Source organism: Kitasatospora sp. NPDC004289, from assembly GCF_053602875.1.
In genome coordinates this window covers 36,278-56,618 of the sequence record NZ_JBSGEL010000031.1, presented here as the reverse complement: position 1 = coordinate 56,618, position 20,341 = coordinate 36,278, and the positions used below count along the sequence as shown (strand labels likewise).

Here is a 20,341-nt window from a genome sequence, read left to right as displayed (position 1 = left end):
TGGGAACGGCCGTGGGGGTGTGGGGTGGCGTGTACGCTTCCTCTCGGCACCACGGGGTGTGGCGCAGTTTGGTAGCGCGTCCGCTTTGGGAGCGGAAGGCCGTCGGTTCGAATCCGGCCACCCCGACAGTGCGGCAGGGTCTCGTCCGAAGGCGGGGCCCTGTTGGCGTCCCGGGGGCCGTCCGGGGGTCCTCGCGCGGGGTCCCGTCATCCGTGTGGCAGCACCCTGGCGTCCGCCTTTCGTGCTACCGGTAGGATGGGCGGCTGGCGGTAGTCCCTGCGCAGATCCGTGCAGGTCAACCGCCCGAGGGCGAGGAGTCAAGCTCACCGTCCACCCCCTTGTACGGGAGATGCAGCTCCAACCGCCCATCGCCCGTCTCGCCCGCACCGCGCCCGGCCCGCCGGCCGGCAACGGCGGAGACAACCTGACCGCAAGCCCATAGGAGACCCAACCGTGAAGAGCGCCGTCGAGACTCTGAACCCGACCCGGGTTCGACTCACCGTCGAGGTGCCTTTCGAGGAGCTCAAGCCGAGCCTCGACGCGGCCTACAAGAAGATCAACTCGCAGGTCTCTGTCCCGGGCTTCCGCAAGGGCAAGATTCCGGCCAAGGTGATCGACCAGCGCTTCGGTCGCGCCGCCGTGCTGGAGGAGGCCGTCAACGACGCGCTGCCGCGCTTCTACACGCAGGCCGTCGACGAGGGCAAGATCGAGGTCCTCGGCCAGCCCGAGATCACCGACATCCAGGGCGTCGAGAACCTGGCCGACGGTGGTGACCTCACCTTCGTGGCCGAGGTCGACGTCCGCCCGGAGATCACCCTGCCCGACTTCGCCGGCATCGAGGTGACCGTCGACCCGATCGTGGTCGAGGACGCCGACGTGGAGAAGTCCCTGGAGCAGCTGCGCGAGCGCTTCTCCTCGGTCAAGGACGTCGAGCGCGCCGCCGCCGAGGGCGACGTCGTGATCGTCGACCTGGAGGCCAAGGTCGACGGTGAGGTGCCGGAGGACGGCACCGCCACCGGCGTCAGCTACGAGATCGGCTCGGGCCGCCTGCTGGACGGCATCGACGAGGCCGTCGTCGGCCTCTCGGCCGGCGAGACCAAGACCTTCACCACCGAGCTCAAGGGCGGCACCCAGGCCGGCAAGAGCTCCGAGGTGACCGTCACCGTCACCACCGTCCAGGAGAAGGAACTCCCGGAGCTGGACGACGAGTTCGCGCAGCTGGCGAGCGAGTTCGACACCCTGGAGGACCTGAAGGCCGACTCCCGCAAGCGCCTGGAGCGCATGCGTGAGTTCGACCAGGCCACCCAGGCCCAGGAGCGGGTCCTCGACGAGCTGCTGAAGCTGGTCGAGATGGAGTACCCGGAGAAGCTCCTCAAGGACGAGGTCGAGACCCGCAAGCACAACCTCGAGCACCACCAGCTCGAGCCGATGGGCCTCACCCTCGAGACCTACCTCGCCACCCAGGACAAGTCCCTCGAGGACTACTCCAAGGAGACCGAGGAGCAGGCCAAGAAGGGCATCAAGACCCAGTTCGTGCTCGACGAGATCGTCGACAAGGAGAAGCTGGGCGTCAACCAGGACGAGCTCACCGAGCACCTGGTCCGCCGCGCGGCCGGCTCCGGCATGACCCCGGACCAGTTCGCCCAGCAGGTCGTCCAGGCCAACCAGGTCCCGCTGCTGGTCGGCGAGGTCGCCCGGGGCAAGGCGCTGGCCCTGGTCGTCGAGCAGGCCAAGGTCACCGACACCAACGGTGAGGTCGTCTCCTTCGAGGACGACGAGGAGACCGAGGAGTCGGCGGAGACCACCGAGGCCTGAGCCTCCGGCGCTTCCCGCACCACGGTCTGACCCACGGTCAGAGAACGGCCCGGACACCCCGTCAGGGGGGTCCGGGCCGTTCCCGTAACCGCTTCCGGACCCTGCGCTCACAGCGAACAGTTCCGCGCGGGGGATTCGGAGGAGGGGCCTGCGCGTTAGGGTCCATAGACAGCGACAATTCGACTGAGCAGGTGGCTAAGTGACGTTCCCGCAGATGCAGATGCCTGGCCTGATGGCGCCGCACGCCGCCGCTGGTGACGTGCTCGGCGGCCTGGGGGACCAGGTCTACAACCGGCTGCTCAACGAGCGCATCATCTTCCTCGGCCAGCAGGTCGACGACGACATCGCCAACAAGATCACCGCCCAGCTCCTCCTCCTGGCCGCGGACCCGGAGAAGGACATCTACCTGTACATCAACTCGCCGGGCGGCTCGATCACGGCGGGCATGGCGATCTACGACACCATGCAGTACATCAAGAACGACGTGGTCACCATCGCGATGGGCATGGCGGCCTCGATGGGCCAGTTCCTGCTGACGGCCGGTGCCAAGGGCAAGCGCTTCTCGCTGCCGAACGCCAACATCCTGATGCACCAGCCCTCGGCCGGCCTCGGCGGCTCCGCCACCGACATCAAGATCCAGGCCGAGCAGCTGCTCCGCACCAAGAAGCGGATGTCCGAGCTGATCGCCGCGCACAGCGGCCAGTCCTTCGAGCGGGTCACCGCGGACTCCGACCGGGACCGCTGGTTCACCCCGGAGGAGGCCAAGGAGTACGGCCTGATCGACTCGATCATGCACAGCGCCGCGGACGTTCCCGGCGGCGGCGGCACCGGCGCCTGATCCGGCACCGGCAGCCAGACCCAACCGACCGTCACGCTTCGGAGGACACACCCCCCATGTACAACGCGCGCACCGAGCTCACCGCCCCCCGGGCCGAGGGCCGTTACATCGTTCCGCGCTTCGTCGAGCGCACCTCGCAGGGCATCCGCGAGTACGACCCGTACGCCAAGCTGTTCGAGGAGCGCATCATCTTCCTCGGCTCCCAGGTGGACGACGTCTCGGCCAACGACATCATGGCGCAGCTGCTCTGCCTGGAGTCGATGGACCCGGACCGCGAGATCCAGATGTACATCAACTCGCCCGGCGGCTCCTTCACGGCGCTCACCGCGATCTACGACACCATGCAGTACGTGAAGCCGGACATCACCACCGTCTGCATGGGCCAGGCGGCCTCCGCGGCGGCCGTGCTGCTGGCCGCGGGCACCCCCGGCAAGCGGATGGCACTGCCGAACGCCCGCATCCTGATCCACCAGCCGTACACCGAGACCGGCCGCGGCCAGGTCTCCGACCTGGAGATCCAGGCCAAGGAGATCTTCCGGATGCGCGAGCAGCTGGAGGAGATGCTCTCCAAGCACTCCAACAAGCCGGTCGAGCAGGTCCGCGACGACATCGAGCGGGACAAGATCCTTACGGCCGAGGAGGCCCTCGAGTACGGCCTGATCGACCAGATCATCTCCACCCGGAAGTCCTCGCTGACCTCCTGAGCCCCCTGTGGCTCCTGGGGCGGGGCACGGCGGTCCGCCGTGTCCCGCCCCTTCCTTCGACGGCATCTGTTCGGTATCAATTCGCCCAGGGCGTACGGCAGACCTGTCGAAGACGGCGGAATTACCGGCTCGGCAGAGTACCGTCGGATTAGCGAGACCGGCCGCCGCTGCGCGGTCAGGATCGCCTCACAGCACCAGGCCCCGGACCCCCGCGGGGCCCCTGGCGAAGGGGAAGCACCTCGTGGCACGCATCGGAGACGGTGGCGACCTGCTCAAGTGCTCGTTCTGCGGCAAGTCCCAGAAGCAGGTGAAGAAGCTCATCGCCGGGCCAGGCGTGTACATCTGCGACGAGTGCATCGACCTGTGCAACGAGATCATCGAGGAGGAGCTCGCCGAGACCTCCGAGGTGCGGTTCGAGGAGCTCCCGAAGCCCCGCGAGATCTACGAGTTCCTCGACCAGTACGTGGTCGGCCAGGACATCGCCAAGAAGTCGCTCTCGGTCGCGGTCTACAACCACTACAAGCGCGTCCAGGCCGGCGAGGCCGGGCGCAGCGGTGGGAACGGCCGCGAGGACGCGATCGAGCTGGCCAAGTCCAACATCCTGCTGCTGGGCCCGACGGGCTCCGGCAAGACCCTGCTGGCGCAGACGCTGGCCCGGATGCTGAACGTGCCGTTCGCGATCGCCGACGCCACCGCCCTGACCGAGGCGGGCTACGTCGGCGAGGACGTCGAGAACATCCTGCTGAAGCTCATCCAGGCGGCCGACTACGACGTCAAGAAGGCCGAGACCGGGATCATCTACATCGACGAGATCGACAAGGTGGCCCGCAAGAGCGAGAACCCGTCGATCACCCGGGACGTCTCCGGCGAGGGCGTGCAGCAGGCGCTGCTGAAGATCCTGGAGGGCACCACCGCGAGCGTGCCGCCGCAGGGCGGGCGCAAGCACCCGCACCAGGAGTTCATCCAGATCGACACCACCAACGTCCTGTTCATCGTCGGCGGTGCGTTCGCCGGCCTGGAGCGGATCATCGAGGGCCGGGCCGGTGCCAAGGGCATCGGCTTCGGGGCCACGATCCGATCCAAGCGCGAGTCGGACGCCAGTGACCACTTCCGCCAGGTGATGCCGGAGGACTTGGTCAAGTTCGGCATGATCCCCGAGTTCATCGGCCGCCTCCCGGTGATCACCAGCGTGCACAACCTCGACCGCGAGGCGCTGCTGCAGATCCTCACCGAGCCGAAGAACGCGCTGGTGAAGCAGTACCGCAAGCTCTTCGAACTCGACGGCGTGGAGCTGGAGTTCAGCCGCGACGCGCTGGAGGCCATCGCGGACCAGGCGATCCTGCGCGGCACCGGCGCCCGTGGCCTGCGGGCCATCATGGAGGAGGTGCTGATGTCGGTGATGTACGAGGTGCCGTCCCGTCAGGACGTCGCCCGCGTGGTGGTCACCGGTGACGTGGTCTCCAAGCACGCCATCCCGACGCTGGTCCCGCGCGACATGATCAAGCGCGAGCGGCGCGACAAGAGCGCCTGACGCCCGGTCACGACACGGCGGCCCCCGTCCTCCTCGGTGAGGACGGGGGCCGCCGCTTGTCTCCGCCGTGCGCGGGGTGCCTACTTGGGGGCCATCATGGCGTCCCGGATGCCGCGGCTCTGCGAGGCGGCCTCGGACGGGCTGATCGCGCTGGTGGAGCCGGTCAGGCTGAGCTTGCTGAAGGTCACCGAGCCGAAGCCGGAGTGGTTCGCCCAGACGCAGATCGGGATGTCCACGGTGCTGGCGGTGGCCACGCCGCAGGACAGGTAGCCGCCCTTGTCCTTGGTGTCCTCGGCCGGGACCTCCGCCAGCGGGGTCTTCCAGCTGAGCTTGCCGGTGGTGGTCATCTGGGTGTTGACCTGCTTGATGATCTCCTTGGGGTTGTCGACCTTGCCCCAGGAGCCGCCGATGGTGATGGTGTCCATCAGGTCCTTGCCCTTGTTGTAGCTGGCCAGCAGGCCGCCCTCGTAGCTGGCGCCGGCCACCGCCGAGCCGGCCGGGGCGTCCTTGCTGGACTTCAGCACGTAGCCGCCGGGCAGGGTCGGCGGGGCGGCCAGCTTGTACTTGCCGGCCGAGCTCTTGCCGGAGCTGCCGGAGCTGCCGGAGCTGCCGGAGCTGCCGCCCGAGGAGCCGCCGGTGGAGGAGGAGGTCGTGGTGTCGTCCTGGGTGGCCTTCCAGGCCGCGTAGCCGCCACCGCCGAGCACCAGGGCGCCGACCAGGACGCCGATCACGATGGCGGGGGCGTTGTTCTTCGGCGGGGCCGGCACCGGCTGGCCGAACTGCGGCTGCCCGTAGCCGGGCTGGCCGTAGGGCTGGGGCTGCGGCTGCGCCTGCGGGTAGCCGTACCCCTGGGGCTGCGGCTGGGGCTGGCCGTACGGGGGCTGCGGTGCGCCGAACTGCGGTGCGGGAGGCTGCTGTTGGGGCGCCTGCGGGTAGCCGTAGCCGGGCGGCGGAGGCGGGGCGGGCTGGCCGTACGGGGGCTGCGGCTGTGCCTGCGGCTGACCGTAGGGGGGCTGCGGTGCGCCGAACTGCGGAGGCTGGCCGTACGGTTGCTGCGGCTGGTCCTGCGGTGGTCCGTACATCAGTACTCCCCCTATCGCCGCCCCCGGCGGCGTTCCAACGGTGAGTAGGGCACGGTACCGCATGGGTGTTCGCCGCCCCCCGTCCGGGTGCCGGGCGGAAAGGCGGTCGTGAGCGGTCTCCCGGTTTACGTAAACTGTGCGTCGTGACCGACACCACGAACCAGCGCCCCGGCACCTTCGACGGGGACAACGCAGCCACCCTCCCGACGACCTACGCCCCGGCGGAGGTAGAGGGCGAGCTGTACGAGCGCTGGGTGGAGCGCGGTTACTTCACCGCCGACGCGAAGAGCGACAAGCCCGCCTACACCATCGTCATCCCGCCGCCGAACGTCACCGGTGCGCTGCACCTGGGCCACGCCTTCCAGCACACCCTGATGGACGCCCTGACCCGCCGCAAGCGGATGCAGGGCTACGAGTCGCTCTGGCTGCCGGGCATGGACCACGCCGGCATCGCCACCCAGAACAAGGTCGAGCAGCAGCTCGCCGAGTCCGGCCTCTCCCGCCACGACCTGGGCCGCGAGGCCTTCGTCGAGAAGGTCTGGGAGTGGAAGGAGAACTACGGCGGCAAGATCCTCGGCCAGATGCGCCGCCTCGGCGACGGCGTGGACTGGTCCCGCGAGCGCTTCACCATGGACGAGGGCCTCTCCAAGGCCGTCCAGACCATCTTCAAGAAGCTCTTCGACGACGGTCTGATCTACCGCGCCGAGCGCATCATCAACTGGTGCCCGCGCTGCCTCACCGCGCTCTCCGACATCGAGGTGGAGCACGAGGACGAGGCCGGCGAGCTGGTCTCGATCCGCTACGGCGACGGGGACGACTCGATCGTGGTCGCCACCACCCGCGCCGAGACCCTGCTGGGCGACACCGCGGTGGCCGTCCACCCGTCCGACGAGCGCTACGCCCACCTGATCGGCCGCACCGTCAAGCTGCCGCTGACGGACCGTGAGATCCCGGTCGTCGCGGACGAGCACGTCGACCCGGAGTTCGGCACCGGCGCCGTCAAGGTGACCCCGGCGCACGACCCCAACGACTTCGCCATCGGCCAGCGCCACGGCCTGCCGAACCTCACCGTGATGGACGACCACGGCGTCATCACCGTGCACGGCCCCTTCCTCGGCCTGGACCGGCTGGAGGCCCGCTCGGCCGTGGTCGGCGCGCTGCGCGAGCAGGGCCGGATCGTCGCCGAGAAGCGCCCGTACATGCACGCGGTCGGCCACTGCTCCCGCTGCCACACCATCGTCGAGCCGCGCCTGTCGCTGCAGTGGTGGGTCAAGGTCGACCCGCTGGCGCAGGCCGCCGGCGACGCCGTCCGCGACGGCCGGGTCCAGATCCACCCGAAGGAGATGGAGCGCCGCTACTTCGACTGGGTCGACAACATGTACGACTGGTGCATCTCGCGCCAGCTCTGGTGGGGTCACCGCATCCCGGTCTGGTACGGCCCGGACGGCGAGGTCATCTGCGTCGGCCCCGACGAGCAGCCGCCCGCCGGCGAGGGCTGGCACCAGGACCCGGACGTCCTGGACACCTGGTTCTCCTCCGGCCTGTGGCCGTTCTCCACGCTGGGCTGGCCGGAGCAGACCCCGGACCTGGAGAAGTTCTACCCGACCGACGTCCTGCTGACCGGCCACGACATCATCTTCTTCTGGGTCGCCCGGATGATGATGTTCGGCCTGTACGCGATGGACGGTCAGGCGCCGTTCCACACCATCGCGCTGACCGGTCTGGTCCGTGACGAGTTCGGCAAGAAGATGTCGAAGTCGAACCCGAACGCCGTCGACCCGCTGGACTGGATGGACGCCTACGGCGCCGACGCGGTCCGCTTCACCCTGGCCGGCGGCGCCAACCCGGGCGCCGACGTGCCGATCGGCGAGGACTGGGTCAAGGGCTCGCGGAACTTCTGCAACAAGATCTGGAACGCCACCCGCTTCGCGCTGATGAACGGCGCTACCGTGGACGGGCCGCTGCCCGCCCCGGAGGAGATGACCGCGGTCGACCGCTGGATCCTCTCCCGGCTCCAGGCCGTCACCGCCGAGGTCGACGCGCTGTACGAGGACTACCAGTTCGCCAAGCTCTCGGACGCGCTGTTCCACTTCGCCTGGGACGAGGTCTTCGACTGGTACGTCGAGCTCTCCAAGACCACCCTGGCCAAGGGCGGCCCGCAGGCCGACGCGGCCCGCCGGGTGCTCGGCGAGGTGCTGGACGTGACGCTGCGCCTGCTGCACCCGATCGTGCCGTTCGTCACCGACGCGCTCTGGACCACCCTCACCGGCGCCGAGTCGCTGGTGGTGGCCGAGTGGCCGAAGGCCGACCCGTCCCGCCGCGACGCGGCCGCCGAGGCCGAGGTGGCGCTGCTCCAGCAGGTGGTCACCGAGGTCCGCCGGTTCCGCTCCGACCAGGGCCTGAAGCCGGGTCAGAAGGTCCCCGCCACGGTCGACCTGGACGGCACCGCGCTGACCGCCCACGAGGACGCGATCCGCTCGCTGCTGCGGCTGACCGCGCCCGAGGAGGGCTTCTCGGCCACCGCCTCGCTGCCGGTGGCCGGGGCCACGGTGGCGCTCGACCTCTCCGGCACCATCGACGTGGCGGCCGAGCGCAAGCGCCTCGCCAAGGACCTGGCCGCCGCCGAGAAGGAGAAGGCGCAGTGCGCCGCCAAGCTCGGCAACGAGGGCTTCCTCGCCAAGGCGCCGGACGACGTGGTGGCCAAGATCAAGGGTCGTCAGGAGGCCGCCGAGGCCGACATCGTCCGGATCACCGCTCAGCTGGCCTCGCTGCCCGCGAGCTGACGCCGCACCACCCGAGGGCCGCACCCCCGCTTCCGGCGGAGGTGCGGCCCTCGGGCGTTTCCGGGCTCCGTCTTTTCCCGCAGGGGAACTGATTGCCCGTCGGATTGCGTCCCCCCGGGCAACCCGTTCGGCCGAATTCCCTCACGTACGCTGGTCGGCGGCGGACGTGCACGAAGAGTTCGGAATGCGGGAAGGCGGCGGCCAATGACGGGTACCCGGCAGGGGCGTGGGCAGGACATCGGGATCGACCTCGGAACGGCCAACACCCTGGTCTACCTCCGCGGCAAGGGAATCGTGCTGAACGAGCCCTCGGTGATCGCGGTGGACCGGAAGACCGGGGAGGTGCTCAGCGTCGGGGCCGAGGCCAAGCGGACCCTCGGCCGCACCCCGGAGGACGTGGTCGCCTCCCGGCCCCTCCAGGACGGCGTGATAGCCGACTTCGAGGGCACCCGGCACCTGCTGCGCCACCTGATGGCCAAGGCCACCGGGTCCGGCGGCCGCTGGTTCCGGGCCAGGCCCCGGGTGGTGGTCTGCGTCCCCAGCGGCATCACCGGGGTGGAGCGGCGCGCCGTGATCGAGGCGGTCGGCAGTGCCGGGGCCCGCTCGGTGCACCTGATCCAGGAGCCGATGGCGGCCGCGATCGGGGCCGGACTGCCGGTGCAGGAGCCCACCGGCTCGATGGTGGTGGACATCGGCGGCGGCACCACCGAGGTGGCCGTGGTCTCGATGGGCGGCATGGTGGCGGCCGGCTCGATCCGGGTGGCCGGGGACCGGATGGACGAGGTGATCGTCAAGCAGGTGAAGAAGGACCACGGCCTGCTGATCGGCGAGCGCACCGCCGAGGAGGTCAAGCTGGCGATCGGCTCGGCCGAGGAGGACGAGGTCTTCGAGGGCCCGTCCGAGCTGGAGGTGCGCGGCCGGGACACGGTGCTCGGGCTGCCCCGGACCGCCCTGGTGACGGCGGCTCAGGTCCGCGGGGCGGTGGAGGAGCCGGTGGCCGAGATCGTCGCCGAGGTGAAGCGCACCCTGGACCGCTGCCCGCCGGAGCTGGCCGGGGACGTGATGGGCCAGGGCATCGTGCTGACCGGCGGCGGCGCGCTGCTGCGCGGGCTGGACCGGCGGATCGCCCGGGAGACCGGCCTGCCGGTGCGGGTCGCGGAGAATCCGCTGGACTGCGTCGTGGTCGGTTCCGGCAAGTGCGTCGAGGAGGTCGAGGAGCTGCGCCGCACCTTCGCGGTGAGTGCCTGAGTGAATTCCTTAAATGGCGTAGGCCGATCGGGTCTGCTTGTTTTGCGCGCGGGTTAAGCGGTGTTTGCAGTTCGACTGTGTACGGTAAGTGGGTGTTCCGAGGCGAGGTAGTCGACTGACGGGAGGGCACGGCGTGGTGGTGACCAGGGAGTTGGCCGACGAATTGCCGACGGAGCAGGTGACCGAGGCGAAAGCCAGGGCGGCCACCCTCCTGCTCGCGTTCCGGCACGGCAACCAACTCGCCTTCGACCACGAGCTGGAGCTGCTGCTCGCGGAGAACGCCGAGGGCGAGGTGACCACCCTGCTGGCGTGGATCGCCGCCGAGGCGGTCCGCAAGGCGTACGCCCCGCAGGTGGCCGACCGGGTGCTCCGCGCGCTCGCCCGTCGGGCCCCCGAGGACACCTCCGAGGTCGACACCGAGGAGGAACTCGTCGGTGTGGCCGAGCTGTTGGAGGCGGTGGATGCCGGGGACGTGGTCACCGTCCGGGCCCTGGTGGCCGCCACCCCCGACACCACCTTCCTGCTCGGCGGGCTGCTCCAGGCGGTCGCGATGATGCTCCCCTTCCTGCCGGAGGGGGAGCTCACCGAGATCGTCACCGAGCTGCGGCACCGGCACGGGGCCCGGACGGGCATCCCGCGCCAGGGCTGACGCCGCCCCGGTTACGGCATCGCGTGCAGGTGGCCGCCGACGGTGGTGGCGATGCCGCCGCCCGCCTTGGCGTCCCAGTTGGTCGACCAGGTCATCGCGCCGCCGATGCCGGGCCACTTGGTGTCGGGCTTGAAGGTGCCGCAGTTGGTGCCGGCGGCCAGGCAGTCCAGCGCCGCGTTGACCACGCTCGGGCTGACGTAGCCGCCGCCCGCCGCGCTGGTCGAGGCCGGCACGCCGAGGCCCACCTGACGCGGTGCCAGGCCGCCCTTGAGCTGGATGCAGGCCAGCGCGGTGAGGAAGTTGACGGTGCCCTGCGAGTACACCTGGCCGTCGCAGCCGAGCATCGCGCCGGAGTTGTAGTACTGCATGTTGACGATGGTGAGGATGTCCTTCACGTTCAGCGCCAGCTTGAAGTACTCCGCGCCGGTGGACTGCATGTCGATGGTCTGCGGGGCCATGGTCAGCACGAAGCCGCTGCCGACCTTGCCGGCCAGCGAGTGCAGTGCCTGGCCCATGTAGGTGGCGCTCACCCCGTTCTCGAGGTCGATGTCGATCCCGTCGAAGCCGTACTCCTGGATCACCGCGGCGGCGGTGTTGGCGAAGGTGGTCGCGGAGGACGAACTGTTCACCGCCACCGTGCCGTTCTGGCCGCCGACCGAGACGATCACCTTCTTGCCGGCCGCCCGCTTGGCGGCGACGTCGGCCTTGAACTGCGCGGCGGTGTACCCGCCGAGCTTGCTCGACAGTGCCGGGTCGAGGGTGAAGGAGATGCCGCCCGGCGTGCCGGTGGCGTCGGCGAAGGAGACCGCGATGATGTCGTACGCGGCCGGCACGTCGCTGATCCGCTGGACGGTGGCGCCGTTGTCGAAGTTCTGCCAGTAGCCGGTCAGCAGGTGCTTGTTGGGCGGCTGCGAACCGCTGGGCGAGGGGCTGGGGCTGGGGCTGGCCGAGGTGCTGGGGCTCGCCGAGGTGCTCGGGCTGGGGCTGGGGCTCTGGCTGACCGAGGTGGACGGGCTGGGCGAGGGGGTGCCCGGACCGACCAGTGAGATGTCGTCGGCGAGGTAGGCGCCCTGGCCGTACCAGCCGTGCAGGTAGACGGTGACCGAGGTGGTCGAGGCACCGGTGGTGAAGGTGGTGCTGAGCTTGGTCCAACTGGTCGAGTTGGTCCAGGTGCTGGGGTCGGTGGAGCCGGTGCCGGTGGCGCCGAGGTAGACGTACGGCCCGTTCACCCACGCGGTCAGCACGTAGGTGGAGGAGGGCTTGACCGTCACCCGTTGGGTGCACTGGGCGTTGTCGCCCGCCGAGGGGGTGGCCTTCAGGGCGTAACTGCCGCTGTGCGTCTGGCCGGTCGCACCCTGCCCCGCGGAGCAGCTCCACGGGGCGAGGTGGTCGCCGCTCTCCAGCCCGCCGTTGACGATCAGGTCCACGTCCGCCGCCCGGGCGCCCGGGGAGCTCAGCAGCAGGCCGATCACCGCGAGCGCCGTGGCGACCAGGGCGGTCAGGAGGATGTTCACCGTGCTTCTTGCGCGCATGCCATCTCCGTGTGGGGGAGTGAGGATGGTGCGGAGCAGTGCAGGGAGTGGTCACCGGTCTGGACCAGTGACGTGGGACACACGGTGGAGTAGACCACTCAGGCTGTCAAGGGCCCGGCCAGCGCCAGGGTGAGCCGGGCGATCCGCTCGCTGGCCAGGCCGTCGCCGTACGGGCTCGGGGTCGAGGCCAGCCGGGCCAGCCGCTCGGGGGTGTCGGCCAGCCAGGCGGCGGCCAGGGTGCCGAGCTCCGGGCCGGGCGGCACCAGGGCGGCGAAGCCCGCGTCCACCGCCTCGGGGCGCTCGGTGGAGCGGCGGACCACCAGCAGCGGCCGCTTGAGCACGGTGCACTCCTCCTGGACCCCGCCCGAGTCGGAGACCAGCAGCGCGGCGTGCCGGGCCAGGCCGAGGAAGTCCCCGTACCCGACCGGCTCGGTGACGGTCAGCCGGGCCAGCAGTGCCGCCAGGCCGAAGCGCTCCACGGCGGACCGGGTGCGCGGGTGCATCGGGAGGAGCACGGCGGTGCCGGCGGCGGCGATCCGGTCCAGCTCGGTGAGGACGGCGCCGAGCGCCTCGGCGGTGTCGGTGTTCTCCGGCCGGTGCACGGTGGCCAGCACGTAGGCGTCCTCGGTCAGGCCGTACCGGGCCAGCAGTGCGGCCCGCGCCGCGGCGTCCGGGAGCTGACGCTCCACCACCTCGACCACGGTGTTGCCGGTCAGCTCGATCGCCTCGCCGGTGACCGACTCGGCGCGCAGGTTGGCGGCGTTCTCCTCGGTGGCCGCGCAGAGCAGGTCGGCGATGTGGTCGACCATCACCCGGTTGTGCTCCTCCGGCATCGCGCGGTCGCGGCTGCGCAGCCCGGCCTCCACGTGCACCAGCGGGATGCCCAGCGCGTTGGCGGCCAGCGCCCCGGCCAGGGTGGCGTTGGTGTCGCCCTGCACCACCACGGCGCCCGGGCGCTCGGCGGTGAACGCGGTCTCCAGCTGGGCCAGCGCGGCGGCCACCTGGCCGGCCCGCGGGCGGCCGCCCACGCCGGAGAGCAATTCGGGTTCGGGCAGGTCGAGTTCGCGCAGGAACTGGCCGGACATGGCCTCGTCCCAGTGCTGCCCGGTGTGCACCAGGCGGGCCGTCGGTCCGAGCTCGTGGATCAGCGGGGCGAGCTTGACCAGCTCGGGGCGGGTGCCGAGGACGACGGCGATCCGGGCGGGGGAGGGGGAGCAGGTGGTCACGGGGGGTCCGTTCGGGATGGAGCCGGTCAGGCTTCGAGTGCGGTGGGGGCGCCGGCGGCGGTGCGTTCGGCGTTGCGCCGGGTCTTGGCCCAGCCGTTGCGGCCGAGCAGCAGCCGGACGGCGGCCCGGGTGGCCACCAGGAAGATGTGGTACGTGTACAGCCAGAGGCCGATGCCCCAGAGCAGCCCGGTCAGCCGGCTGCGGTCGGGGTACGCGGTGCGGCGGTAGGACAGGCCCCAGAGCACCAGCGGCAGGGCGGCGACCAGGAAGGCCAGCGCCATCCACGGGCCGAACCGCTCCTCGAAGGCCAGCGCGTCCGCCGGGTAGAAGACCCGGGTGGCCAGCGAGATGCCCAGCGAGACCGGGAAGAGCAGCACCAGCAGCACGGCGACCACCGGCTGCAGGAAGGTGTAGAGCACCTCGGCCTTGCCGGCGGGCCCGTAGTGCCGCGACCTGAGGACCCGCCAGGTGTAGCGCAGGCACTGCATGTTGCCCTGCGCCCAGCGGGTCCGCTGGGTGAGGAAGCGCCGGCCGGAGACCAGGCCCTCCTGGGAGACCCGGGTCTCGTGGACGTGCGTCAGCCGGTAGCCGGCCAGCCGCAGTTCGAGGCCGGACTCGTAGTCCTCCAGCAGTGCCCGCTCGGGCCACGGAGCCTGCTCGTCCCCGGCCAGCGCGTCCAGCGCGGAGAGCCGGACGAACTGGCCGTTCCCGCCGAGGCCGACGCTTCCGGTGCGGCGGCGCAGCAGCTGCATCCCGGCGTTGCTGGCCTGGAACTCGACGTCCTGCATCCGCACCAGGTAGCGGGCGAAGCCGTTGGCGATCCGGCCGCGGCCGGGCAGCGGGCGCTCGTCGTCGGCGTTGCGCATCCGGACGCCGATCTGCACCGCGCCGGTGTCCTGACGGCCCATCGCCTTGTCGGTGGCGACCATCGCCAGCGCCCCGGGCTCCAGTTCGCCGTCCGCGTCCACCACGCCGAGCACCACCCGCTCGTGGTCGGTGCCCTCCGGCAGCCAGGCGGTGATCTGCCGGTAGGCCGCGTTCAGCGCGGCGCCCTTGCCGATCCGGGCGTCCGGCCGGCGGCGCTGCACCAGGTGGATCCGCGGGTCCTGCCCGGCGGCCTCCAGCACCAGCTCCCGGGTGCGGTCCTCGCTGTCGTCGTCGACCACCCACAGGTGCGCCTCGGGCGCGCTGCGGCGCAGCCCGTCCAGGGTCTGCCGGACCACGGCCTCCTCGTCCCGGCAGGGGATCACCAGGTGCCACGCGAACGCCCCCGGGTCGCCCGGCTCGGCCGGGCGGTTGCGCCGGAAGGCGTGCGCGGAGCCGGCCCAGTAGAGCAGGAACCGGCCGAAGACCAGGACCATGTAGGCCAGCAGCACCAGGGAGAGGAGGTGGGCGGTCCACAGCACCTGGGCCTCGTGGGCGAGGAAGAAGGAGCGCAGGACGTCCAAAGGTGGGCTCCAAACGGATGATCGACTACGAATCCATGGTGATCATCATTGGCCGCCATAGTTTTCCACTGTAACCATCAACTTTGCTAAATGTTTGCAAGGTGACCGGCCTCACCCGCTCCGAGCTCCGTGTGGGCTCCGTACACTGTCCGCGTGAGCGACAAGGCCCCGCAGAACCCGTACACGATCCGCCCCGGCAACCCGGACGCCGCCGACCACCACGGCGAGCTGCGCGAGATCGAGACCGCCCTCTCCAAGCGCTGGCCGGAGAACAAGATCGAGCCCTCGCTCGACCGGATGCGGGCGCTGATGGACATCCTCGGGCAGCCCCAGCGGGCCTATCCGGCGATCCACATCACCGGGACCAACGGCAAGACCTCCACCGCCCGGATGATCGAGCAGCTGCTCAACACCTTCGAGCTGCGCACCGGCCGCTACACCAGCCCGCACGTCGAGTCGGTGACCGAGCGGATCAGCCTGGACGGCGCGCCGATCAGCGTCGACAAGTTCATCGAGACCTACCGGGACATCGAGCCCTACGTCGAGATGGTCGACCAGCAGCAGCCCATCGCGATGTCCTTCTTCGAGGTGCTCACCGGCATGGCCTACGCGGCCTTCGCGGACGCCCCGATCGACGTCGCGGTGGTCGAGGTCGGCATGGGCGGCACCTGGGACGCCACCAACGTCATCGACGCCGCCGTCTCCGTCATCACCCCCATCGGCCTGGACCACACCGACCGCCTCGGCAACACCACCGGCGAGATCGGCACCCAGAAGGCCGGCATCATCAAGACCGGCGGCCTGGCCGTGGTCTCCCAGCAGCCGCTGGACGCCGCCGAGGCGATCCTGCGCCGCGCCGTCGAGGTGGACGCCACCGTGGCCCGCGAGGGCATGGAGTTCGGCGTGATCCGCCGTGAGGTGGCCGTCGGTGGGCAGATGGTGACGATCCGTGGGATCGGCGGCGCCGAGTACGAGGACATCTTCATTCCGCTGCACGGCGCCTACCAGGCCCACAACGCGGCGCTCGCGCTCTGCGCGGTCGAGGCCTTCTTCGGCGTCGGCGGCAAGTCCGGCGGCGACCGGCTCGACATCGACAAGGTCCGCCAGGGCTTCTCCGGCGTCTCCTCGCCCGGCCGCCTGGAGGTCATCCGGCGCAGCCCCACCGTCATCCTGGACGCCGCGCACAACCCGCACGGCGCGCAGGCCAGCGTCGAGGCGATCCGCGAGTCCTTCGGCTTCTCCAAGCTGGTCGGCGTCATCGCCACCAGCGGCGACAAGGACGCCTCCGGCTTCCTGGAAGCCTTCGAGCCGATCCTGGCCGAGGTGGTCATCACCGAGAACTCCACCCACCGCGCCACCCCCGTCGACCAGCTCGCCGCGATCGCGGTGGAGATCTTCGGCGAGGACCGGGTCCGGGTCGAGCCCCGGCTCGACGACGCGATCGAGGCGGCGATCACGGCGGCCGAGGAGGAGGACCTCGGCGGCGCCGGCGTCATCGTCACCGGCTCGGTGATCACCATCGGCGAGGCCCGCATCCTGCTCGGGAGGAAGTGACGTGCGGACCCTCTGCTCCTCCACCCTGATCGGCGAGGCACTGCTGATCATGTTCGCGGCGCTGGTCGCGATGCAGCTCTCCGACGTCGGGACGGGCACCGTCTGGGCGGTGAGCGGGGTCGCGATGCTGCTCTGCGTGCTGCTCTGCGGAGCGATCACCCGCCCCGGCGCGGTGGCGGTCGGCTGGGCCCTGCAGATCGGACTGATCCTCAGCGGCTTCATCCTCCCCACCATGTTCGGCCTCGGCGTCGTCTTCGCCGGCCTCTGGTGGTGCTCGGTCCACTACGGCCGCAAGATCGACGAGATCAAGGCGGCCCGCGCGGCTTGACGGCTGACGCTCGGTAGGGCAGCGACCCGGGGGCGCGGGGAACTGCGCGAGTCGGAAGGCGGCTCACCTGCAACTGAGGCTCCGTCAGCCAGTTGCACGTGCTGCCGTTCCCCTGCGCGCAGTTCCTCGCGCCCCCGGCCGCACGTTCCCCCGGGCGGTCACCCTCCGGCCATCTGGCGAACGTTCACGCAAGGTAACCTGCTGGGTGACCGACGCCTAGTCCCCAGGAGCCGTACCGTGTCCCAGCGCACTCTCGTCCTGCTCAAGCCCGACGCCGTCAAGCGCGGCCTGGCCGGCGAGATCATCAGCCGGATCGAGCGCAAGGCCGGCTGGCGGCTCGCCGCCGTCGAGCTGCGGACCTTCGACCGCGCGACGCTGGAGGAGCACTACGCCGAGCACGTCGGCCGCCCCTTCTACGAGCCGCTGCTGGAGTTCATGACCTCGGGCCCGTCCATCGCCCTGATCGTCCAGGGCGAGAACGTGATCCCGGGCGTCCGGGCCCTCGCCGGCGCGACCGACCCGCTGCAGGCCGGCCCCGGCACCATCCGCGGTGACTTCGCCACCATCACCCGCGAGAACCTGATCCACGCCTCCGACTCCGAGGCCTCGGCCGAGCGCGAGATCAAGATCTTCTTCCCGTCCCACGCCTGACGGACGGTCATCACCCGACCGGTCCCGGCCCCCTCGGGACCGGTCGGGTGAATATCGGCGTTTGATCCTCATATACGGAACTCGGAGCCCCGACACGGCGTCCCAATCCTCGGAGATGCCGTCGGGCCGCCGGAGAATGGGCGGCATCCCGTACCTCGCAGTCCGAGCAGTCCGTGACGACCGGCGTGGCTACGATGGAGCACAATTCGCGGGCCCGGTACGGCCGTCGGCCGTCACCCACCCCCATCTCCCCGCCATCTGCATCCGAGCTCGGGAAGGCACCACACACCCCATGGGCAACAACCTGTCGTTCATCGGCCGTGACATGGCGATCGACCTCGGCACGGCCAACACGCTGGTTTACGTCCGGGGCAAGGGAATCGTGCTCAACGAGCCCTCGGTGGTCGCGGTGAACACCAACACCGGCGGCATCCTCGCGGTGGGCTCCGAGGCGAAGAAGATGATCGGCCGCACGCCGGGCAACATCGTCGCCATCCGCCCGCTGAAGGACGGCGTGATCGCCGACTTCGAGATCACCGAGCGGATGCTGCGGTACTTCATCCTGAAGATCCACCGCCGCCGCTACCTGGCCCGCCCGCGCGTCGTGGTCTGCGTGCCCTCCGGCATCACCGGAGTGGAGCGCCGCGCCGTGATCGAGGCCAGCGCCCAGGCCGGCGCGCGCCAGGTGCACATCATCGAGGAGCCGATGGCGGCCGCGATCGGCGCCGGGCTCCCGGTGCACGAGGCCACCGGCAACATGGTGGTGGACATCGGCGGCGGCACCACCGAGGTCGCGGTGATCTCGCTGGGCGGGATCGTCACCGCGCAGTCCATCCGGGTGGCCGGGGACGAGCTGGACAACGCGATCGTCCAGCACATCAAGAAGGAGTACAGCCTCCTGCTGGGCGAGCGCTCCGCCGAGCAGATCAAGATGAGCATCGGCTCCGCCTTCGCCCTCGAAGGGGAGAAGGACGAGCACGCCGAGATCCGCGGCCGCGACCTGGTCAGCGGGCTGCCGAAGACCGTGGTGATCTCCGCGGCCGAGGTGCGCGAGGCGATCGACGAGCCGGTCAACTCCATCATCGACGCGGTGAAGACCACCCTGGACCAGTGCCCGCCGGAGCTGGCGGGCGACGTGATGGACCGCGGCATCGTGCTCACCGGCGGCGGTGCCCTGCTGCGCGGCATGGACGAGCGGCTGCGCCGGGAGACCGGCATGCCGATCCACATCGCGGAGAACCCGCTGGACTCGGTCGCGCTCGGCTCCGGCAAGTGCGTCGAGGAGTTCGAGGCGCTCCAGCAGGTACTCGACGCCCAGCCCCGTCGTTAAGCATCCGAACAGACAAGTCAACTGAGGGGCCCTCAGCCGTCCACAGCGGCCGGGGGCCCGGCACCGAAGGGCAGCTCCCGCACCGTGAGGGACACACGAGAGAGCCGACTACTGCTCGTCCTGCTGGTGGCGGTCGCGTTCGCGCTGATCACCGTGGACATCAAGGGCGGCGAGGGCTCTCCGCTCAGCGGTGCCCGACGGTTCGCGGCGAGCGCGCTCGGCCCGGTCGAGCGGGCGGCCGCCGGTGCCGTCGACCCGGTCGCGGGCACCGTCCGCGCCGTCCGGGACGCCGGCACCCACCAGGCCCGGCTGGACCAGATCACCCGGGAGAACACCGAGCTGCGCCAGCGGGTCGCCTCCTCGGACACCGCCTCGGGCCGCACCAAGCAGCTGGACGAGCTGCTGCGCACCGCGGGCAACGGCGGATACACCGTCAAGGCCGCCCAGGTGATCGCGATCGGCGCGGCCCAGGCCTTCTCCTGGACCATCACCATCGACGCCGGCAGCGACGACGGCCTGACCCGGGACATGACCGTGATCAACGGCCAGGGCCTGGTCGGCCGGATCACCACCATCGCGCCGACCACCGCCACCGTGCTGCTCGCCTCGGACCCCGGCTTCAGCGCCGGTACCCGGCTGGAGGGCAGCGGCGAGATCGGCTTCGCCAACGGCCAGGGCACCGGCCCGATGAAGGTCTCGCTGCTTAACGGCAAGGCCCAGGTCAAGCCGGGGGACCGGCTGGTCACCTTCGGCTCGCAGAGCGGCCGCCCGTTCGTGCCCGGCGTCCCGGTCGGCAAGGTGGTCGAGGTCGAGGCCACCCCCGGCCAGCTCACCAAGACCGTGCTGGTCGAGCCGTACGTGCAGTTCACCCGCCTCGACCTGGTCGGCGTGGTGGTCGTCCCGCCGCGCACCGACCCGCGCGACGCCGTGCTGCCGCCGGCCCAGCCCGCCAACCCGACCGCAGGGGGGAACTGACCATGCGGATCAACCGGATCGTGCTTCCCGCCGTCCTGCTGATGCTGGCCCTGGTGGTCCAGGTCAGCGTGCTCGGACGGCTCCAACTGCCCGGTGCCACACCGGACCTGATGCTCCTGGTGGTGGTCGGCCTCGCCCTGGTCTACGGCCCGACCAGCGGCAGCGTGATTGGCTTCGCGGCCGGTCTGCTGGCCGACCTGGCCCCGCCGTCCGACCACGCCGTCGGCCGCTACGCCTTGGTGCTCTGCCTGCTCGGCTACGCGGCCGGCCTGCTCCGCCCCGAGGGCAGCCGCCAGCGCTCGGCGCTCAGCGCGCTGCTGGTGGTCGCGGTCGCCGCGGTCGCCTCCACCCTGCTGTACGCGATGGTCGGTGCCCTGGTCGGCGACACCGCGGCCCGGCACGTCGGCCTGACCGGCCTGGTGTTCAGCGCGCTGCTCTACGACGTGCTGCTGGCCCCCTTCGTGGTGCCCGCCGTGATGGCCCTGGCCCGCCGCTTCGACGGCGCCCCGGTGATCACCGAGTCCGAGGACGGCAACAGCTCGGGCCTGGGCACCCTCTCCCGCTACAAGACCACCCGGGAGGTCTCCGCACTGCCGGGCTACGGCAAGAAGCGGCGGATCCCCGGCCTCGCCAAGCGCCCGTGAGGA

The 20,341-nt window shown here is 70.7% G+C and carries 17 protein-coding genes and 1 tRNA gene; 14 read left to right on the top strand and 4 right to left on the bottom strand.

Translation table 11 applies throughout. The features are described from left to right. Positions 1 to 52 precede the first annotated feature (52 nt). The 5 genes from ACWEPF_RS21730 to clpX all read left to right on the top strand — a co-directional run bounded on the left by ACWEPF_RS21730 (position 53) and on the right by clpX (position 4,888). Positions 53 to 126, top strand: a tRNA-Pro gene (locus tag ACWEPF_RS21730). Between the two features lie 327 nt (positions 127 to 453). Beyond that, entirely contained in the window at positions 454 to 1,815 is a 1,362-nt protein-coding gene (gene tig, locus ACWEPF_RS21725) for a trigger factor (RefSeq protein ID WP_345289178.1), read from the top strand. Between the two features lie 220 nt (positions 1,816 to 2,035). Further along, the gene (locus ACWEPF_RS21720; protein ID WP_380149994.1) at positions 2,036 to 2,653 is read left to right on the top strand and encodes an ATP-dependent Clp protease proteolytic subunit; all 618 of its coding nucleotides are present in this window, start codon (positions 2,036 to 2,038) and stop codon (positions 2,651 to 2,653) included. 56 nt (positions 2,654 to 2,709) lie between these two features. After that, on the top strand, positions 2,710 to 3,357 hold the full coding sequence (locus tag ACWEPF_RS21715; RefSeq protein WP_345289179.1) for an ATP-dependent Clp protease proteolytic subunit: 648 nt from the start codon (positions 2,710 to 2,712) through the stop codon (positions 3,355 to 3,357). Positions 3,358 to 3,598: 241 nt separating this feature from the next. Further along, complete coding sequence (gene clpX, locus ACWEPF_RS21710; protein WP_345289180.1) at positions 3,599 to 4,888, top strand: ATP-dependent Clp protease ATP-binding subunit ClpX; 1,290 nt, start codon at positions 3,599 to 3,601, stop codon at positions 4,886 to 4,888. Between the two features lie 80 nt (positions 4,889 to 4,968). Here the strand turns inward: clpX and ACWEPF_RS21705 are convergent, their stop codons facing one another. Continuing rightward, positions 4,969 to 5,970, bottom strand: a complete 1,002-nt coding sequence (locus tag ACWEPF_RS21705; RefSeq protein WP_452173811.1) for a hypothetical protein — start codon at positions 5,968 to 5,970, stop codon at positions 4,969 to 4,971. A 143-nt stretch (positions 5,971 to 6,113) separates the two neighbouring features. Here ACWEPF_RS21705 and ACWEPF_RS21700 point away from each other — a divergent pair, with 143 nt between their 5' ends. The 3 genes from ACWEPF_RS21700 to ACWEPF_RS21690 all read left to right on the top strand — a co-directional run bounded on the left by ACWEPF_RS21700 (position 6,114) and on the right by ACWEPF_RS21690 (position 10,650). Further along, positions 6,114 to 8,753, top strand: a complete 2,640-nt coding sequence (locus tag ACWEPF_RS21700; RefSeq protein WP_452173810.1) for a valine--tRNA ligase — start codon at positions 6,114 to 6,116, stop codon at positions 8,751 to 8,753. 204 nt (positions 8,754 to 8,957) lie between these two features. Beyond that, positions 8,958 to 10,001 (top strand): rod shape-determining protein MreB, encoded by a 1,044-nt coding sequence (gene mreB / locus ACWEPF_RS21695; protein ID WP_452173809.1) that lies wholly within the window; start codon positions 8,958 to 8,960, stop codon positions 9,999 to 10,001. 133 nt (positions 10,002 to 10,134) lie between these two features. Continuing rightward, a complete protein-coding gene (locus ACWEPF_RS21690; protein WP_345282356.1) occupies positions 10,135 to 10,650 on the top strand; it encodes a hypothetical protein in 516 nt (171 codons plus the stop codon). Between the two features lie 11 nt (positions 10,651 to 10,661). Here ACWEPF_RS21690 and ACWEPF_RS21685 read toward each other — a convergent pair whose 3' ends face one another. From ACWEPF_RS21685 to ACWEPF_RS21675, 3 genes are all read right to left on the bottom strand, one after another. Further along, on the bottom strand, positions 10,662 to 12,182 hold the full coding sequence (locus tag ACWEPF_RS21685; RefSeq protein ID WP_345282358.1) for a chitinase: 1,521 nt from the start codon (positions 12,180 to 12,182) through the stop codon (positions 10,662 to 10,664). Between the two features lie 98 nt (positions 12,183 to 12,280). Then, positions 12,281 to 13,408: a non-hydrolyzing UDP-N-acetylglucosamine 2-epimerase gene (wecB, locus tag ACWEPF_RS21680; RefSeq protein ID WP_449795518.1), complete on the bottom strand. Its 1,128-nt coding sequence runs from the start codon at positions 13,406 to 13,408 to the stop codon at positions 12,281 to 12,283. Positions 13,409 to 13,434: 26 nt separating this feature from the next. Further along, on the bottom strand, positions 13,435 to 14,856 hold the full coding sequence (locus tag ACWEPF_RS21675; protein ID WP_452173808.1) for a glycosyltransferase family 2 protein: 1,422 nt from the start codon (positions 14,854 to 14,856) through the stop codon (positions 13,435 to 13,437). Between the two features lie 153 nt (positions 14,857 to 15,009). Here ACWEPF_RS21675 and folC point away from each other — a divergent pair, with 153 nt between their 5' ends. The 6 genes from folC to mreD all read left to right on the top strand — a co-directional run bounded on the left by folC (position 15,010) and on the right by mreD (position 20,338). Continuing rightward, positions 15,010 to 16,410 carry a bifunctional tetrahydrofolate synthase/dihydrofolate synthase gene (gene folC, locus ACWEPF_RS21670; RefSeq protein WP_380149973.1) on the top strand — a complete coding sequence of 467 codons (1,401 nt, stop codon included), beginning with the start codon at positions 15,010 to 15,012 and terminating at the stop codon, positions 16,408 to 16,410. A gap of 1 nt (position 16,411) precedes the next feature. After that, complete coding sequence (locus tag ACWEPF_RS21665; protein WP_452173807.1) at positions 16,412 to 16,738, top strand: DUF4233 domain-containing protein; 327 nt, start codon at positions 16,412 to 16,414, stop codon at positions 16,736 to 16,738. Between the two features lie 237 nt (positions 16,739 to 16,975). Further along, positions 16,976 to 17,389, top strand: a complete 414-nt coding sequence (ndk, locus tag ACWEPF_RS21660; protein WP_345282364.1) for a nucleoside-diphosphate kinase — start codon at positions 16,976 to 16,978, stop codon at positions 17,387 to 17,389. A 304-nt stretch (positions 17,390 to 17,693) separates the two neighbouring features. Then, a complete protein-coding gene (locus ACWEPF_RS21655) occupies positions 17,694 to 18,719 on the top strand; it encodes a rod shape-determining protein (RefSeq protein ID WP_345282492.1) in 1,026 nt (341 codons plus the stop codon). An 84-nt stretch (positions 18,720 to 18,803) separates the two neighbouring features. Continuing rightward, the gene (mreC, locus tag ACWEPF_RS21650) at positions 18,804 to 19,694 is read left to right on the top strand and encodes a rod shape-determining protein MreC (RefSeq protein ID WP_345282366.1); all 891 of its coding nucleotides are present in this window, start codon (positions 18,804 to 18,806) and stop codon (positions 19,692 to 19,694) included. A 2-nt stretch (positions 19,695 to 19,696) separates the two neighbouring features. Continuing rightward, positions 19,697 to 20,338 carry a rod shape-determining protein MreD gene (gene mreD / locus ACWEPF_RS21645; RefSeq protein WP_345282368.1) on the top strand — a complete coding sequence of 214 codons (642 nt, stop codon included), beginning with the start codon at positions 19,697 to 19,699 and terminating at the stop codon, positions 20,336 to 20,338. Positions 20,339 to 20,341 lie beyond the last annotated feature (3 nt).